The organism is Agarivorans sp. OAG1 (assembly GCF_037076485.1).
Lineage (GTDB): Bacteria > Pseudomonadota > Gammaproteobacteria > Enterobacterales > Celerinatantimonadaceae > Agarivorans > Agarivorans albus.
Genome location: NZ_AP028990.1, coordinates 219,730 through 236,526, shown reverse-complemented (window position 1 = coordinate 236,526; position 16,797 = coordinate 219,730). Strand labels below are relative to the sequence as shown.

At 45.3% G+C, this 16,797-nt stretch carries 11 protein-coding genes; 3 read left to right on the top strand and 8 right to left on the bottom strand.

All coding sequences use genetic code 11. The annotated features are described in order from the left end of the window. Position 1: 1 nt before the first annotated feature. From OAG1_RS01100 to OAG1_RS01090, 3 genes are all read right to left on the bottom strand, one after another. Positions 2-916, bottom strand: coding sequence for a LysR substrate-binding domain-containing protein (locus OAG1_RS01100; protein ID WP_152783745.1), 915 nt, complete (start codon positions 914-916; stop codon positions 2-4). A 93-nt stretch (positions 917-1,009) separates the two neighbouring features. Continuing rightward, positions 1,010-1,927 (bottom strand): bifunctional GNAT family N-acetyltransferase/hotdog fold thioesterase, encoded by a 918-nt coding sequence (locus OAG1_RS01095; RefSeq protein WP_016399878.1) that lies wholly within the window; start codon positions 1,925-1,927, stop codon positions 1,010-1,012. A 101-nt stretch (positions 1,928-2,028) separates the two neighbouring features. Then, positions 2,029-2,463 carry a hypothetical protein gene (locus OAG1_RS01090; RefSeq protein ID WP_338623256.1) on the bottom strand — a complete coding sequence of 145 codons (435 nt, stop codon included), beginning with the start codon at positions 2,461-2,463 and terminating at the stop codon, positions 2,029-2,031. Positions 2,464-2,731: 268 nt separating this feature from the next. Here OAG1_RS01090 and OAG1_RS01085 point away from each other — a divergent pair, with 268 nt between their 5' ends. Then, positions 2,732-4,003: a hypothetical protein gene (locus OAG1_RS01085; protein WP_338623254.1), complete on the top strand. Its 1,272-nt coding sequence runs from the start codon at positions 2,732-2,734 to the stop codon at positions 4,001-4,003. Positions 4,004-4,135: 132 nt separating this feature from the next. On the opposite strand, the gene OAG1_RS01080 is transcribed toward OAG1_RS01085, so the two are convergent. Both OAG1_RS01080 and OAG1_RS01075 read right to left on the bottom strand, forming a co-directional pair. Further along, a complete protein-coding gene (locus OAG1_RS01080) occupies positions 4,136-5,101 on the bottom strand; it encodes a MalM family protein (protein ID WP_338623252.1) in 966 nt (321 codons plus the stop codon). A gap of 87 nt (positions 5,102-5,188) precedes the next feature. Next, positions 5,189-6,385, bottom strand: a complete 1,197-nt coding sequence (locus OAG1_RS01075) for a carbohydrate porin (RefSeq protein ID WP_152783754.1) — start codon at positions 6,383-6,385, stop codon at positions 5,189-5,191. Positions 6,386-7,265: 880 nt separating this feature from the next. Here OAG1_RS01075 and OAG1_RS01070 point away from each other — a divergent pair. Both OAG1_RS01070 and OAG1_RS01065 read left to right on the top strand, forming a co-directional pair. Next, positions 7,266-10,496 carry a GH116 family glycosyl hydrolase gene (locus OAG1_RS01070; RefSeq protein WP_338623249.1) on the top strand — a complete coding sequence of 1,077 codons (3,231 nt, stop codon included), beginning with the start codon at positions 7,266-7,268 and terminating at the stop codon, positions 10,494-10,496. A gap of 15 nt (positions 10,497-10,511) precedes the next feature. Continuing rightward, complete coding sequence (locus OAG1_RS01065) at positions 10,512-12,926, top strand: glycosyl hydrolase family 65 protein (RefSeq protein ID WP_338623247.1); 2,415 nt, start codon at positions 10,512-10,514, stop codon at positions 12,924-12,926. Positions 12,927-12,996: 70 nt separating this feature from the next. On the opposite strand, the gene ugpC is transcribed toward OAG1_RS01065, so the two are convergent. The 3 genes from ugpC to OAG1_RS01050 form a co-directional block, all read right to left on the bottom strand. Next, positions 12,997-14,094, bottom strand: a complete 1,098-nt coding sequence (gene ugpC, locus OAG1_RS01060; RefSeq protein ID WP_338623245.1) for a sn-glycerol-3-phosphate ABC transporter ATP-binding protein UgpC — start codon at positions 14,092-14,094, stop codon at positions 12,997-12,999. A gap of 2 nt (positions 14,095-14,096) precedes the next feature. Next, positions 14,097-15,440, bottom strand: coding sequence for a GH1 family beta-glucosidase (locus OAG1_RS01055; RefSeq protein WP_338623243.1), 1,344 nt, complete (start codon positions 15,438-15,440; stop codon positions 14,097-14,099). Between the two features lie 191 nt (positions 15,441-15,631). Continuing rightward, entirely contained in the window at positions 15,632-16,633 is a 1,002-nt protein-coding gene (locus OAG1_RS01050; RefSeq protein WP_016399887.1) for a LacI family DNA-binding transcriptional regulator, read from the bottom strand. Positions 16,634-16,797 lie beyond the last annotated feature (164 nt).

Below are 16,797 nucleotides of genomic sequence, written 5' to 3'. Positions count from 1 at the left end.
TTCACTCGCTTAACGTTGCCAAAGCTAGTGACATTGCATGTTCGATAAAGCAGTCGCGCAGCGGATTTTGACTGCTATCTTTGCGCCAAACAAAGTTAAAGCTTCTGCGCATATCTAGATCTGGTGTATTTAGAGCAATCAACTCACCCGCTTTTATCGCCTGCTCCACACTACGTAAAGGTAAGCAACTTAGGTAAGCACCGTCGGCGACTAAGGCCACTAAACTGGGCACATGGCTATACTCTCGCCATACTTTGAGCTTGGTGATTTTGCCATGAATGGCGCCGTTAAATATGTCTCTGGTTCCAGAGCCTGTCTCACGCAGTACCCAACGCGCTCGGCTTAGCCGAGATAGATTTACTTGCTCTAACTCAGCTAATGGATGCTGCTTACCCGCCACCACGACCAGCTGGTCTTCACACCATACTTGTTGGGTAATCCGGCTATCTGAACAATGTCCTTCAATAATGCCAAGTTGCAAACGGTAGTCGAGTAAGCCTGCTATCACTGCTTCGGTATTGCTGATTTGAGGGCTAATCGCTAAGTCGGGATAACTCTTATCTAAACCGGCGATGATTTGTGCTAAGAAGTACTCAGCAATGGTTTGGCTAGCGCCAACACTGAGTTCGCCACTGATCACTTGCTGGCCGGCAAAGCCCTGCATAATGTGCTGACTTTCCATCAACACACGCTTGGCTCGCGGGCGTAACCAATGCCCCCAGTGATTGAGGCGAAGACGCTTACCTTGACGCTCGAATAGCTTTTGGCCTAAGCCTGTCTCTAGCTGATTTAAGGCCATGCTGGCAGCAGATTGGGTCATTGCCAGTTGCTGAGCAGCAACACTTACACTGTGGGTTTCGGCTATAGATACAAACACCGATAACTGCTTAAGGCTAAAGCGATAAAGATGTTGCATATAAGTTTTCCTGATTCTGTGCGCCAAGTATATTCACATACTAAATATACTTGGATTTACACACAAGAACAGCAGGAGGGTGTATCTAAACGCTTAGCTATCGAGTTCAGCCTGGAGCTTGGGTAGGATGACGTAGAAACCTTTGAATTCAGCTGCCACTTCTTTGTTATGGCACACCTGAACAGTCACGGTCATTTTGCATTTTTTGCCTTCAATGAGCGGCAGTAAACTGCCTTTCATTTGGCTCTTCTTCACCTTGGCTAATGCATCTTGGTCAATCGCTTTGCGATGTTTAATCTCCCCTTTAGCCAATACGATGTCACCTGCAAATCCATGCTCTTCTAACATCAACCAAATCATTCCCCAACCCGACAATACAGCCTGGCTGTATATACTGCCAGCAAACATGGTGGAATGCGGGTTGCCGTTTCCGGCAATAGGTAATTTAGTGGTCAACTCGTTACCTGTGTATTGATGTAAACGCACACCCATTTTTTCGCTTAGAGGAATTTGTTGGTTAAACATCTGTTGTAGCTGAGTACATAGCTTGGGTTGCCTTACAAAGCGGTGCTCTGGCGACAACTCTTTAACCATTTGCTGTACTTTAATTTTCACTTTATCGAAGGTAGGATTGCCGGCAGGTTCAAAACCGCAGCTGGTAAAAAAGGCTTGGGCATCTCCCCGCGCGTTTACCACAATACGCTCTACACCTTCATCGTGAGCGGCTTCTTCTAAGGCCATCATCAATAAAGTGCCTAAACCTAGTTTTCGCTGCTCAGGACACACCGCTACATGGCGAATCAGAGCCTCTTTATTATCACTTAAAAACAAACGCCCAACTGCTAAAGGTTCACCTTGACGGTCACGAATCATGCGGTGAATACTGTGGTCATCATAGGCGTCTCGTTCACTGCCTAATGGCAGCTGCAAAGGCTTGTTCAATACTTCCCAGCGAAATCGATAATACTTATCCATTTCACCCGATGCATCCGGACAAATTACCTTAAACATGGCGGTTCCCTTCTTGCTTTGCTAGCAGACCTGCTGAAGCTCTCCAGTGTCTTACTATGACACTTGTCATTAACAATAATTCCACTCAGCATAGCCTTCATTTATTTTGTAGCTGCTTTGCCAACTTTACATATTGCACTTAATTGCAACAATAAACCAACACTTAACATGGTAGTTAGCATGTCCATCACACTGTGGTAGTTCAAAAACCACATCAACCATAAATAAACAAGGTAAGCCAACCAAGAAATTAAGCGTTGTTTTGGCAAAACCCAATGAATAGCCAGCTGTAGACTAAAAGCAACAGCGGTATGAGTGCTGTAATCTAAGGCTAAACGCGGCCACCATTGCCAGTAGTTATCAGCAAACATCAACGAATAGCTAATCAAAATACTCAGCAATAAAAAACCACTAATTTGCTTAAGCTGCTGCCGAGAGTCACTGCCATCAAAAAGTCGCCATCCCAGCCAAAGCAGCACAACCACTTGCAAGGGCGTGTATAGATCAGCCAATAAGGCTAAAAGTTGGTTTAACAAAAAATACTCCAAGTGCTTCAAGCAAGCCGACAAGCTTATACCAATCACACTAAGTACGGGATCAGAAATATAGCAGGAAAAATATTCGAGAATAAGGCAGAATTTTTCGATAAGTAGTTATTCTACAATCAAAAATTCTAACGCAGTTATCGAGTATTTTAACCAGATAGAATGAACCGTTACTTAGTACGATTGGTATTACTATTGCTTAGCATTTACATATAGAATGCTTATTCGATAACACGATATTAAAGTAGGTTGCTGCTCAATGTTCAAAAAAAGCGTAGTTTTCTTAACCGTGCTAATGGTTAGTGCTGTTGGAGGTCAATTCTTTAGCCAATACCAATATCAGCGTCAAGTAGAGCAGCTAACCACCAAGCTCAATCAGCAACACGCTTGGTCTTACCAACAAAGCCTGATAAGTAAAGACTGGTTCACTCGCCAAGAGCAATGGCAAATTGAGGGTAACTTTGCAGATCTTGGCTTAGAACCACAAGCTTTCACCATCATGCTGCAACATAAAATCAGCTTTTGGCCCTTATGGCTTAGTGGCGAATGGCAAGTGGATGAGCAACAAGGCGACTACCAACAATGGCTGCAGAACAATCAATTAAGCAGTATTCCCCATCTTGGTCAGTGGCAGGCCAACTTACTTACCCAAAATCTAAAGCAATCGCTAAGTATCGATAGCTTCGAGCACAACTATTCGCAGGTAGACTTAAACTTTCATCCCTTGCTGATTACGTCAAATAGCGACCTAGATTTTGCTAAAGGCACTGCCAGCCTAAACTGGCAAGGTATGGAACTAGACGATAGTTCACAAAATGGCGACCATATTCATCTACAGCAAGTGAGCGCTAGTGAGCAGTTTAGCCAACGCCAAGGTTGGACACTTGTAGAAAGCGCCAACTGGTCAATTGAGCAACTCACCCTACAGCTAGAGCAAGGCAACACCTTGTTAGATTTGCAAAACTTAGTAGTGAGTAACCAGTTTAGCGAACAGCAACAACGTGCATTTATGAGTGTAGATAGCTCTTTGGAACAATTTGATTTTAAAGAAGCGCAACAAAGATTTACCTTGAATGAGCTTGTTTTAACTTCCAAGATCGGCGGCGTTCCAATGCAAAGCTTGATTGCTCTTGCGGGGATTAATCAACAGCAGCGTTCAGAGCAAGACTTAGATGCCTTAGTGCAAGAACTTATTTCAGAAGGTATAGAGTGGCAGCTTGAACAATTAGCATTAAAGATTAATTCTAATTTTCAAGATCTTGCCATGGTTGGAGATATAAAAGTCTCGGGCAACGCAAAACTTCTGCCCTTTGAGCTAAATGCCGTAAACAGTCCACTGCAGCTGCTCCGCTATTTAGATCTAAATGTAGAACTAGATGCCAATGACAGCTTGTTTAACTACAGCCCCTTATCGGCTTACATTATGGCGCTGCGCAACGCAGGTTACTTGGTTCATCAAGATGGTCGCGACCAAAGCAAGCTCATATTTAATGACAGCGAATTTACAATGAATAGCCTACCGGTGAACTAATACGGACTTAACCAAGCAAACACAGCCAGCCTATTGTTTTTTTTACACCTAGCCCTGAACTCTTAGCAAAAAAAACGGCGCACTAGGCGCCGTATAAACAGGGATTAGAAAAAAACACACTTGTGTACTGCACTACTGTTGCTGCTGTTTCTTCAACTGCTCCATAAAATGGGATTGCGCTTTTGAAGATCCGGCACGCTCTGCCTCCTCAACTAGGTTTAAGGCCCTAGAGAGGTCATTCTTTTCTACCGCTTTGCTAATCTGCTCAAGATAGAAGTTCTCAGTATCGCTGAGCATCTCTTCTTTAGTTTGGCTAGCCACTACTGCTGTAGTTGCTGTTGCTGCCGCGGCAGTGCTCGCTGACTCAGCTTTTACTGGTGCTGGCTCAACGGGCGTAACATTCTGTTGGCTTGTGCTTGCTGGTGTAGTAACAAAAGACGAACTAAACAACACGTCTGCAAAGCGAATATCTAAGTTACCAATGGGCGAATGCTTAGAGTAATATTTAAAGGTAGCTGGTAATCCCCCGCCGGTTTTTTCTTCATAAACAGTTTTAGGGTCAATCAATTCGGTTCTTCCAGCAAAGTCAGTTGCCTTGCTATAAACCAGCAAGTAACGAGCACGCTTAGCTTGCTCTGGCAACAATTCCTGTTTCATGCTGAGGAAGCCTTCCGCATTTAAGGTACTGTCTTCAACTCGAAGCACTTCTTTTAGTCTTTCATCATAGAAAATAACAGTAGGTACAAATACCGTTCTGCCAACAATGCTATCTAAGTAAAAGGTAAACTGGGTGATGTTTTCAGGAATTAACAATGCTGCGGTGTAAGAGTTTCCTTCAGGAAAACGCACTACCGGTGATTTTTCAGTAACATCAATCCGATTTGTTCTATCTAAGGCTAATAACTGGTATTGCAGTTGCGAAGGAAGTAATGGTGAAACATTATTTGACTGCAGATTGGCAGCAATTTTTGCTTCATCTACATATTGGGTGTTCCAAGTGCGAAACGGGTCAGTGACTTCAAAAGGCTTCTCATCACTAGAGCTTGAACAGCCGCTAGCTAATATACAGCCCACAATTACCGTTAATACTTTTTTCAAATTTCCACCTCTTAATTGTGGGCGCTAAACGCTTAGCGCCCACTCCTTGGTTGAGTACCTAATAAACTGTACTCAGCTTAGCTGGGTTTACCACCAAGCTTCAACCATGGCACCAATTTTTGTTAAGTCGTACTTATCGGCACCATCTGTTTTAATCTCACCCGTTACCGCGTAGAAGCGAACTACAGGACGAGACCACATGAAGTGACCCACTTGGAAGTTTTGAGACAAAGTAACTTTCCATGCATCACTACCTTTGCCGTCTTGCTCAGTAGCTTGGAAACCAGCTTCTACAGCAGTGGCCATGAACTCATTCCAGTGGTGTTGTGGACGAACCGCAACGCTGTACTCATTGTTTTCTTTAAAGTTACAGGCTTGACGGCCATCTTCACACTCAATGCGTAACCAGTTGGCGTTGTATTCCATAGCAGTCATTTCGCCGAAGTTAACTGCGCCATCTAAAAATACACCGTAGCTGTCTGCGTTAACATCACGAACATTCGACCAGTTGTGACCCGCTGAATTAGAGATGGTTAAAGCGGCAGCATCCGTCTCGTAACGACCGGCTAGTTGGAACCAACCATTGCTTAAACCTTGACGGTATGAAGCAAAGAATTGGTGGGCAGAATCATTATCGAAACCGTCTTTTTGCGCACCGGTAGCAAAGGCATAGTTATAGCGGAACTTCAATGCACCTTGCTCGCTTACCTTGATGTCGTGCCAATTAAGCATTAATTGGTTCACTTGACCATCGGCAGTATCAGGGGCGCCAGCACCAGAGCCCGCTTGAGTCCAACCTAAATCTAGTTGACCTAAACCTACATTCAGATTATCAACACCAGCACCCGAACCATCGGCACTCATCATGAAGTAATCACTTAAACCGCCTTGCTCACGACCATAGAAGCGTTTACCCGCCCATACGTAAGCATCTGGTTGAGAAGCAAAGATACCTTTACCGCCACCGTAGAACTGAGCTAGACCAATGGTATCGCCCCAAGTTGGCGAGTAACCAGGAGTGTTTAACATTACATTCATGTCAAACTGAGCGTCGCCATTCTCAAAACCTTGAGTAAGCATGAACTCCATCCAGTTACCTTCGTTACCTAGACGGCCAACACCATTAATTACACCGTAATCACCTTTGATAATTCTGATTTCATCGTCAGAAGTTTCTTGAGCATAACGGCCGTAACCAGAGAAATTAGGGGTACCAGCGAATGAGCTAAGTGAGGTTGCCGCGGACGCGACTGCAATTGCAATTGTAAGCGCTTTCATTTTCATTTTGTTCAACTCCGTGTGAATCTTGAAATTTTATTGGAAGCTTTTTTTATATATGGCCAACTAGCCATGGTTTAGCAGTATAGAGCTCAAAATAAGATAAATAAGTGACCTCCATCACTAATGAAAACGCTTGCAAATAGCGGCGATCACAAAATATACAAATTTCATACATTCTGTTTCATGAAATATTCTAGAAATCCACATCATTCCAAGAAAGCACTTACACACATAAGGCATTGAATTAAAAACAAAAAATACCCACAAACCAAAGGAATGAAACAGCCATGAAACAAATGATGTTTTTTCACATCAAGAAGTTCATTACAAAAATCGAACTATGTGAGGCATATCAAACAATTTTTCCCAAGTAAACATTTGCACATTTTTGAACGCTACCATTAGCGTTAACAAGCGATGTTAACTAGGCATTTCAAGGCTCTCAGTTATTTTCATTTGACCTTTTACTCTAAAAATTAAACAAGAAAGAGTGAAACAAATGTTAGCGCGCACCTCTATTCGCTAAGAGTTCAAACCTCATGGCAGCAGATTTCCCCCTCCTTCAATTAAGAAGAAACTCAACTAATGTTTTTTTGGATGAGCTATAGCCATGCCAAGCTAAGAAACTTGTCACGCATGCACTTGTATTAAAAGAAATAGCGAGCAAAGGCCGCACTACATATAGCTTACAGCCAGTTAGCAAGTGGGAAGAAACAACACTATCTAACGAAAAATGACAGCTTCTTTCATGGCTTTCCTATTACGAAATCTTTTATTGAAGCGGATCACTTTTTCGAATTGAGGCGCTAAACAAGCAAAGCTCAACTGTTAACATGCCATGTGAAAGCGCTTACACATCAAGGTATTTAGAGAGGTTGAACCAATGTTGCATCGTTATACCGCACAATCCAGTTATCACGGCCAAGTAAACGACTTGATGAGCCCAGGATTAGCGGATGAGTTTATTCAACCTTGGTACGTACCACTAAGTACGACTCCAGCTGATACAGGGATTGCTTTAGGCGGCATTGGCAGTGCTTATACCTTTACGCCTGCAGGCACAACGCCGCTATTACATATGTTGCCCGGCCTGCATTTAAGTGACCAACAGCGTGACAGCCTGCGTTTAGAAGACTTCTATTTAAGCCAAACTCCGGCCGACCAGCAACAGCTGGTAATTGTTAATCTCAGTGATTTTCAGCAAAAGCAAAAGTTCTTTGCCCTAAGCAAGGCTGAACAAGCACCGCTATTTACGCCTGACATGAATGTTGAGCAACAACTTGCAACGCTTCAGCTTCTGCTTAGTGAACCAGAGTTCTATCAGTGGAATGCTGCAAACTTAGAGCGATGGAATGTAGAACTATCCAGCAAGACTCAACAACTGATTGCAGCCGCTAAGCAAACCACCCAGCTGAATATAAGTTGGCTATTAGACTTTTACGATGGTGCCTTAGGTCTGCAGCAACAATCACAGCAGGCCTTAATTGGCAATTGGGAGTCAGATCAATACAACGGTGTAGCGGCTTGGCCTTGTGAACAAATAGACTACAGCGCACTGTATCCGGTGGCTAAACAACAGTTTAGCGGCCAACAAGCGATTCAAGTGAGCAAGTATCACTACAGCCCGGTTATTCCTAACCATGAAGATTGGGCAGCTTTACCGATAAGTTATACTCGAGTGGTATTACACAATAGCAGCGGCCAGCGACAAAGCTTTAGCCTAGTGAGATGCCTAGAGAACCTCTCTGGTTTTCAGGCAATTAAACAGCGCCCCGGGGTTCAAGATGCAGCATGTAGTTTGGTAAGAGCAGCCAATGCTCAGCAAGCCCATGCCACCAACTGGCAAACAGAAGGCAAGCATCACTACGCCATAGAAATGAGCGGTAAAGCTAGCCCTGGCGTGGATTTTGATGGCCAAAGCTGTATCTCGGTATCAGCGCCAACGCAGTGTTGCGTGAGTGCAAAACCTTATTTTTATAGCGACACCAGTGCCCAACAGATCGCCGGTGCCCTCGCCAGTGGCCGCTTTGCACAGGCGGTTGACCGTGGCATTTATAGCGGGCGCGAACTAAGCTCAAGCGCCTTATGTGTTAGCGGTGAACTAGCCCCAGGCGAAAGTGTTGAGATTTTATTCTCACTGGTTCTCGACTTCCCGCATATTCAATTACCCGGCTTAAGCAGCCAGAAAAAATACCGCCAGTTCTACCCTGAGTCGCAAGGCCGCGCCTTAGCCATTTGTAAGCGCGCCATTGAAATAGAACCGCAAGTGCAAGCAGCCCTAACGACGGTTAATCAACAATTAATGCCCGATGCATGCTTGGATACGCTGCCCATGTCCACCAGCGGCAAGGCCGAAACCCGCACGCTAGCGCTAAACACCTTGTCATTTTTGGCGGAAGCTACAGTATGGGATGAACAAGATCGATTCTTAGTACGAGAGTGTGCCGACTATCCATTTTTCAATTCCTTAGATGTTTACTTTTACGGTTCATTCTCGCTGTTACAGTGCTTCCCACGCTTAGATGGGGCAGTAATGCGCCACTTCTCACAGGCAGTATTGGCGGAAAACAACATTGTTCGTCGCCACCACGAATATGTAGGCCTGCCGCATGCGGACCTACCCAACAGCAAAACCGAAGGTCCTCGGGCAGTGCGCGGCGCGGTGATTCATGATCTCGGCAGCCCCTTTGATGCTAAACCCGATGCCTATGATTGGCACAACGTTAAAGAGTGGAAAGATTTAGCCCCCAAATACATTTTAATGCTGTTGCGTCATTATCGCTTTCACGGCGATAAGGCTTTGCTGCAAGATTGCTGGGAAGCTTGCCAAGCAGCAATGCATTACCTACAAGCAATGGTTGAGCCTGGGCAGTGTTTCCCATTAACCCGTGGCACCGACGACACCTTTGATAACCTGTCTTCACACGGTATTTCGGTATATTGCGGTTCTTTGTGGATAGCCAGCTTAGAAGCTTATGCCTGCATTGCAGAACTGCTAAACAAAGCCAGTATTCCACAGGAATACCGCTACCTTGCCAGCCGCGCTCGTAAGCAATTTCAAGCCAGTTTATGGGATGAAAAAGCCGGCTACTTCCACTTTTATGTTACGCCTTTACAAATTGGTGACGTAACAGAAAAACGGCGCGAGCACTTGATCACCAGCTTACTCAACAGCCCATTTTCTCAGCAGTTAAAGCTAAAGCAAGACAGTTGCTCTGTGGAACTGGTGGAAGCGCTTAACCGCTGGTTATCTACTCCTGAACTGTTAGAACTTGGTGAGCTTACAACAAGCGTTGAGCGCTTGTGGGCTAAGCACCATAGCAGCCAAACTTGGCCTATTGACGCCGAAAATCCAAAATTATGCCGCCAACTCCGTAAATTAGCGCTAGTTGCCTTGGGCGATTTTTGGCAACCGTCATGGTTAGATAAGCTAAACCTAGACAGTGATGACAGCTTTGCCGATCAGTTATTGGCCGATAGCTACTGCCGGATGTTGCAATTACCAGCAGTCTCTAGCGAGCAGCAACAACGCCGCGCCCTAGAGTACGTATACAAACACAACTACCAAATAAACAGTGCGCGAGTAGGAGCAGCCAATCTAGTTAGCCGCTACGGCGAGACTAAAGAGTGGGATAATTTTCAAGCTCACGATGTGTGGATTGGGGTGCAATACTCTTTGGTAAACGCCATGGCCGCCTTGGGCATGCAACAGCAAGCGGCGGATTTACTCAGCGCCTGCTACCGAAACTTGTACCTAGATGCTCGCGTTCCTTTTGCAGCACCAGAGGGCTTTAACGCCAGTTGCCGCTTTGAGGCCACGCAGTTTGCCCAGCTAGATAAGCCGGCAGCAGTCGAGCTTAGCAAAGCGCTTATCGAACTAGGTTTACTTTATGCCGATGGCCGAATCGCGGCTGATATCCCACGCCAGCTCAGCGAATTTAAGCTGCGCAGTGCCGCTGTGTGTCAACAATTTCAGTTAGACAGCCAAACGCTGTTTTACGCCCTTCACCATACCGGATTGAAGTACACCGCTGGTCGTTACTTCCGCCCTGGAATGATCTTTTCACTGCCTTTGGTTAGCTCAACAACCAAATCTGAACAGCATTCAGCTTAATAATTTGAGGTAAATATGAACAAGCAATACGGTTACTTCGATGACCAAAACAAAGAATACGTTCTAACTACGCCAAAAACGCCGATAAAATGGGCGAACTACGTAGGAACTCTAGACTTTGGTGGCTTAATTGATACCACTGGTGGCACCGTAGTATGTAAGCAAGATCCGGCATTAAACCGTATCACTAAGTATATTGCTCAGCTGCCTCAGTCTGAGTTCAAAGGTTCAACCATTTACATACGCCGTAAAACTGAGCAGGGCTATCAGCTGTTTTCTCCGTTTTATACGCCTTGTTTAGAAGCCTTAGATAAGTTTGAGTGTCGCGTAGGTTTGTCTTACACCCGCTGGGTTGTGGAAGCACAAGGCCTACAAATTGACGTAAAAATCTTTGTACCACAAGGCTCTAGCACCTTATTACAAGACATTAAGGTGACTAACATTAGCCAGCAAATGCAAGCAGTAGATGTAGCGCCGGTGTATGAATTCACCCACTTCGATGCGTTAAAGCAGCTGGTGAACGCCGACTGGGTTCCACAAACCATGACCCTAAAGGCTCACGCTGAAGATAGCGGCCATGTAGTGTTAGAGCAATACGCTTACATGAAACGCGATAGCGCAGTTAACTACCTAAGCTGTAACCGCCCTGTTGATTCATGGGAAGGTGATCGCCGAGCATTTTTAGGCGATAACGAATTTGGTTCTTGGTCTAAGCCTTTGTCGTTACAAGAAGAAAGCTTAAGTAACTCTGAATGCGACCGCGGCGATAACGTGGGTGCATTGTTGGTTAAACTAGGCGAACTGGCACCAGGACAAACAGAGCGAGTAATCACTCAACTTGGCCAAGTACCTAGCTTGCAAGAAGCTGAGGCAGACATTGCTTTATACCGCAATGAACAAGCCGTTGACCAAGCCTTTGCCGAGCTTAGCGGTTTCTGGGAAAACTATCTTGATGTAATGCAAGTAGACACCCCAGACGACGCCATGAACTCTATGCTAAATGTGCACAATCCGCGTCAATGTCATACCACCAAAAACTGGTCACGCTACTTGTCGCTTTACCAGCTAGGTTATGGCGCTCGAGGTATTGGTTTCCGTGACTCCTCGCAAGATTTAATTGGGGTAATGGCGCATATGCCGCAAGAGGCACGCGAATTTGCCGAGCGCTTACTTTCGGTACAGCTAGAAAATGGTTCAGCCATGCACCAGTACTTCCCACTCACTATGGAAGCCAATGAAGGTGACTCACGTGAAGAGCCTGATTGCCCGGATTACTATGGTGATGACCACTTATGGATAGTGCTTACCGTTGCACAATACTTAAAAGAAACTGGCGACTTAGAGTTCTTAAACAAACCCATTACTTACTACAGCAAAACCCTAGAGCTGGCCGACCGCAGCCAAGGTAGTGTTTACGAGCACCTACTAAAATCCATTGATTTTACTTGGAACAACATTGGTGAGCATGGCCTACCGCTATTGGGCTTTGCCGATTGGAACGATACGGTTAACTTACCGAGTGGCGCAGAATCTTTATTTGTTGCCAACCTATTTGGTAAAGCCTTAAAAGAGTTAATCGACATTGCGTCAGCCATTGATGATAAAGCTAATTTAGAGCTGCTTAACGGCTACTACCAAGAAATGAAACAACGGGTGAACCAACATGCTTGGGATGGTGAGTGGTGGGTACGCTACTTTACCAACGAAGGCGAGCCTATCGGTTCTCATAAAAACCAGCATGGTAGCTTGTATACCAACGGACAGTCTTGGCCGGTTATTTCAGGTTTTGCCGAAGGCGACCGGATGCTGGCAGGCCTAGATGCTGTAAACCACAAACTAAATACCAAGTACGGCATTATGTTATCGGGCCCTGGCTACAACGGCTTTGATCCTCAGCTTGGTGGCGTAAGTACTTACCCACCGGGAGCAAAAGAAAATGGCGGCATTTTCCTGCACTCTAACCCTTGGGTAATGATGGCTGAAACCATTGCTGGCAACGGAGACCGAGCCTTTGAGTACTACAACCAAATTAACCCGGCTTTCCATAACGACAACTTGGATGTGTTCCAATCAGAACCTTACTGTTACCCACAAAACATATTAGGTGCAGAGCACAAACAATTTGGTATGGGGCGCAATGCTTGGTTATCTGGCACCTCAGCTTGGACTTATGTGGCGGGTACCCAATACATACTAGGTATTAAACCTACTCTAGTGGGTCTAGAAGTTGACCCATGTATTCCTAAAGCTTGGCCAAGCTTTAGCGTGAAACGTCGCTACCGTGGCGCCCAGTACAATATCACTGTGAGTAACCCTCAAAGTGTTAGCTCAGGCGTAGCAAGCATTAAAGTTAACGGTGAAGCAATTAGCGGTAAGGTGCTTCCGGTATTTAACGATGGTGAACATCAAGTAGAAGTCGTGCTAGGCTAAGCCACGCAACAAACACAAAAAAGCCAGCGTAATGCTGGCTTTTTTATTTTGTGTCATAGCTTAGGGAATATTAAGGCTGAGCTAAAGACTCTTGAGTTTCACCATCAAACAAGTGTACGAAGGTGGCATCTAAAAAGATGTCTAATGCACTGGGTAATTTAGTGTGCTCAGCCGGCGCTTCAATAATAATGTTCTGTCCACCAAGTTCGGCTTTTACATGCATAGTTGCGCCTAATAGCTCACTATCTGTGAAAGTCGCTTTGGCAGCAATCACATGGCTAGGCTCTAGCTGCTTTTCATGCAAATGAATATCGTTAGGACGAATGCCCAAGGTTAGCTCTTGGCCTTCTTGCAACTTCCCAACAAACTTCTCAGGAGCTTTAATCTCTTGGCCTGCTAACTCCAGTAGCCACTCACCCTTCACCTGCTTGGCCTTAGCTGGGATCATGTTCATTGACGGAGAACCGATAAAGCCGGCAACAAACTGGTTTTTAGGTTGGGTAAATACTTCGTACGGCGTGCCGATTTGAGCGGTAACCCCTTTGTTCATTATCACAATGCGGTCGGCAAGAGTCATTGCCTCGACCTGGTCGTGAGTCACGTATAAGGTGGTTACGCCCAATTTGTTGTGCATATCTTTGATTTCTGCACGCATTTTGCCACGCAGTTTAGCATCTAGGTTAGACAGCGGTTCATCAAACAAGAATAGCTTAGGTGTACGCACCATAGCACGCCCCATAGCAACTCGCTGGCGTTGACCACCCGACAACTGCTTAGGTTTGCGATTAAGGTAATCAGTTAGCTGCAGCATATCAGCGGCCCACTCTACCGACTTCTTAATCTCTTCTTTTTTAACTCCTTGAACCTTAAGTGCAAATGCAATGTTTTCATACACTGTCATATGCGGGTAAAGCGCGTAGCTTTGAAACACCATCGCTAAATCACGGTCTTTCGGGTCAACATCATTCAGGCACTTATCACCCATTTTGATTTGACCCGAAGTGATGGTTTCTAAGCCGGCCACCATCCTCAAGATGGTTGACTTACCACAACCCGACGCACCGAGTAATACAACAAATTCACCATCACTCATCTCTATGTCGAAACCTTTTACGATTTCGACCTTACCGTAGCTCTTACGAAGATCTTTAAATGACAGTGACGCCATAATTATGCTCCTGCGCGTTGTTTTAGAAACTGCTGAAAGTAAGTAGCACTTTGTTTAGGTATCCGTTGCTGGGTATCGTAATCAACATATACGATGCCAAAACGCTTTTCGTAACCAAAGGCCCACTCGAAGTTGTCCATTAAGCTCCAAGCAAAATAACCTTTTAATTCAACCCCTTGCTCAATGGCATCGGCAACCGCATTCAAGTGCGATTGGTAATAATCACAGCGCTGCTGATCAATCACCTTGCCATCTTCTAGAGTATCTGCCCCTGCCATACCATTTTCAGTAATAAAAATTGGCGGGAGCTCATAGCGCTCATTTAGCTTGGTGAGTAAGCCAGTTAAGGCTTGCGGACAAACTTCCCACCCCATGTCGGTGCGCTCAACGCCCTCTAGGGTCACCTGTTTAGGACCATTATCGGTGGCTTTAATCACATGGCGGGTGTAATAGTTGATGCCCAAGTAATCGATGGGCTGCTTTATTAGCTCTAAATCACCCGGCAGAATGGTTGGCCACCAAAGCGGCTGCTGCTGGCGAATAGCCTCAGGATATTGTCCCTCGATGATTGGCTGCAAAAACCAATGAATACCTTGCTGTTCATCAAAGTCGGCTGCCAGTACATCTGCAGCATTATTCGGATCTGCTGGATAAGCCGGGGTGAAGTTAAGCACGATGCCATGTTCGGCGCTTGGGGCATTTTCACGCATCTTAGGCAGGGCTAAGCCATGGGCTAAAAGGATATGGTGAGCAGCCTGAAAGCCAAACTTATCTTCAGTTAAACCTGGGGCATGTTGACCATAACGATAGCCTAAAAAGGCACTACATAAGGGCTCATTAAAGGTGGCATAGCTATAAACATCATCACCAAGCGCTTTGGTCACAATGTCGGAAAATTCGGCGAACTTATACGCAGTTTCACGACTTAACCAGCCACCTCTGTCTTCGAGGTATTGCGGTAGGTCCCAGTGATATAGGGTCACAAACGGCTTAATACCTAGCTGTTTAAGTTTAGCAATTAGCTGTTGGTAAAATGCGATACCTTTGTCATTAACTTGACCTTCTACCGGCATAATTCGTGGCCAAGCAATTGATAAGCGATAGGCATCAACACCTAGCTCTGCAATCATCTCGAGATCTTCTTCCCAGCGGTGGTAGTGGTCACAAGCAATGGTGCCATCATCACCGTTGGCTACTTTTCCTGGGGTGGCGCAAAAGCGATCCCAAATGGATTCGCAGCGCTCATCTTCTTGGTTAGCACCTTCAATTTGGAAGGCAGCTGTCGCTACACCAAAAATAAAGTCAGAACGGCGAAACGGGGACGACTTTGGAAAATCAAAAGACATACAACAACCTCAAACTGCGCCCAATGGGTCGCATGTTACACATTTTATGGGATTTAAAAGACGACCAGTTTTCACTGGAGATCGATGTTAGCTATAAATTTGAAGAAACCTATAGCTAACACCAAGCAAGGAGTCGTTTAATGCTGGGGGGGAATAATCACATTCAAACTCCTTACATATAGATAAGCTTGTTAACTAACTGGTGGGGCAGTAGATTCACGCACAATAAGCGAGGGCTCTAATTGCACACCGTTTACTAAATTTTTGTCGGCCAAATTTTGCAACACCATATTGGCGGCAATGGTGCCCATTTCCTCAATCGGGAAACGAATGGTGGTGAGCTTAGGGCGCAAATAACGTGAATAGAACATGTCATCGTAGCCTACCACCGAGATACGCTCAGCCGGTGATTCGTTATCTCGCGACAAAATGTCATAAACACTAATAGCGATGTTATCGTTACCACACACCACTCCAGTAAAATCGATGCCACGTTGAAATAACTTAGCCGCCGCTTTAGTACCACCATCTTCTTGATACAAACCTTCAACAATAAGTTGCGGATCGTATTCTATGCCCGCTTCACTCAGCGCATTTCGATAACCTTGCAGACGCTCTCGAGCATCAAAGTGCACCAATGGGCCAGTGATCGAAGCAATCCGAGTATGGCCTAAATCAATTAAATGCTTGGTGGCCAAATATCCACCTAACTCATTGTTCAAATAAATACAGCGATGCGCTAACTCAGGCACATAGCGGTTTAATACAAATACATTTGGGTTGCGGGTACACAGCTCAATCAATTCGTCATCACTCATGGCTTGAACAACCAGCAATATGGCGTCAACACGGCGCGAATTAAGAAAACGAATAGCTTCACGCTCTTGCTCGATATTATCGTGCCCACTAGTGGCAATAAGGTGCTGACCTTCTTTGCGTAATACCGATTCAATACTGTGCATCATGGGACCGAAAAATGGGCCCGATAAAGTACCTACTACAATCCCAACGCTGTAAGAGCGGTTGGTAGCCAGAGCCTGTGCAAAAGAGTTAGGTTGGTAACCCAATTTGTCCATGGCGGCCATAACTCGCTCACGATTAACATCGGAAACTTTGTTATTGCCGTTCATTACTCTGGATACGGTTGCTTGTGAAACACCCGCTAGATCAGAGACTTCCTTGATTGTTGCCATTATTACTATAGCCTCTCTGTATTTGTAAGCGCTCTCACACAAAACCTTTCTGGGCACAGTCAGATTTTAAGTTTACTCGTGAAAGCGCTTTCTCTTAATATGACCGATTAAAGTCATTTGTGTCAATTGCCTTTCTAGGCAGCAAATCTGATATGTGAGCCGCC